Below are 1,490 nucleotides of genomic sequence, written 5' to 3'. Positions count from 1 at the left end.
GCCCCAGGCCCTGCCGACCGAGCCGCTCCCCAAGGACGGCGAAACCGCCGACGACAACGGCGCGTTCGGCTGGCTGCGCGCCCTCGGCCCGCGTGGCCGCCGCGCCTTCGGAGGCGCCTTCGGCGGCTACGCCCTCGACTCCTACGACTACTTCACGCTGCCGCTGAGCATGGTCGCGATCGCCGCGTACTTCGGCCTGGACAGCGGCCAGACCGGCCTGCTCACCACGGTCACGCTGGTCGTCTCCGCCATCGGCGGCGCGATCGCCGGAGTGGTCGCGGACCGGATCGGCCGGGTCAAGGCCCTGCTGATCACGGTAATCACGTACGCCGTCTTCACCGTCGCCTGCGGCTTCGCGCCCAACTACGAGACGCTGCTGGTCTTCCGCGCCCTCCAGGGCCTCGGCTTCGGCGGTGAGTGGGCGGTCGGCGCGATCCTGGTCGCCGAGTACGCCACCGCCAAGAACCGCGGCCGCACGCTCGGCGCGATCCAGAGCGCCTGGGCGGTCGGCTGGGCGCTCGCGGTGATCGTCTACACCGTGGTGTTCCAGTTCCTGGACGCGGACACCGCCTGGCGCGTGATGTTCTGGACCGGCGCGCTGCCCGCCCTGCTCGTCGTCTACGTACGGCGCAACGTCCACGACGCCCCCGAAGCGGCCGAGGAGCGCAAGAAGAGCGCGCACAAGGGGGCGTTCACCGCGATCTTCAAGCCGGGGCTCCTGCGCATCACGCTCTTCGCGGTGCTGCTCTCCACCGGCGTGCAGGGCGGCTACTACACGCTCGCCACCTGGGTGCCCACGTACCTGAAGAGCGAACGCGGACTCACCGTGGTCGGCACGGGCGGGTACCTCACGTTCCTGATCTCCGGCGCCTTCATCGGCTATCTCGCAGGCGGCTATCTCACCGACATACTCGGCCGCAAGCGCAACATCACGCTCTTCGCGTTCCTCTCCGCGGCCAGCATCCTGGCGTACACGAACATCCCGGACGGGGCCAACGGCCTTCTCCTTGTGCTCGGTTTCCCGCTCGGCTTCTGCATGTCGGCCATTTTCAGCGGCTTCGGATCGTTCCTCAGCGAGCTCTATCCGGCGGCCGTGCGCGGCACCGGGCAGGGCTTCACGTACAACACCGGCCGTGCCGTGGGCGCCGTGTTCCCCACCATGGTCGGCTTCCTGGCCGACAGCTGGGGCGTGGGCGGCGCGCTGGTCTTCGGCGCGATCGGTTACGCGATCGCCGTGCTCGCGCTGCTCGGGCTGCCCGAGACGCGCGGAAAGGAGCTGGTATGAGCCCCGCGACCACGGCGCTCCGGAGCCCCCGGGAGGCCCGCGCGCTCTTCCGTTCGGGCACCAGCGGCCCGACCGCGGGCTGGGCGGCCGGTCACACCCAGGCCAATCTGATCGCCGTGCCCGCCGACTGGGCGTACGACATGCTGCTGTTCTGCCAGCGCAATCCGAAGCCCTGCCCGGTGCTCGACGTCACGGACGCGGGCTC

The 1,490-nt window shown here is 70.5% G+C and carries 1 protein-coding gene and 1 pseudogene; both read left to right on the top strand.

Translation table 11 applies throughout. The features are described 5' to 3' along the window. The first annotated feature begins 10 nt into the window (after nt 1–10). Nucleotides 11–1,285, top strand: a complete 1,275-nt coding sequence (locus ACQKIP_RS47265) for an MFS transporter (protein WP_427745842.1) — start codon at nt 11–13, stop codon at nt 1,283–1,285. Further along, a pseudogene (locus ACQKIP_RS47260) lies at nt 1,282–1,490 on the top strand (hypothetical protein); the annotation flags it as partial. The gene ACQKIP_RS47265 and the pseudogene ACQKIP_RS47260, both read left to right, overlap by 4 nt.

This window comes from Streptomyces sp. NPDC059900, assembly GCF_050270335.1.
Taxonomy (GTDB): Bacteria; Actinomycetota; Actinomycetes; order Streptomycetales; family Streptomycetaceae; genus Streptomyces.
This window is presented reverse-complemented; position numbering and strand designations above follow the sequence as displayed.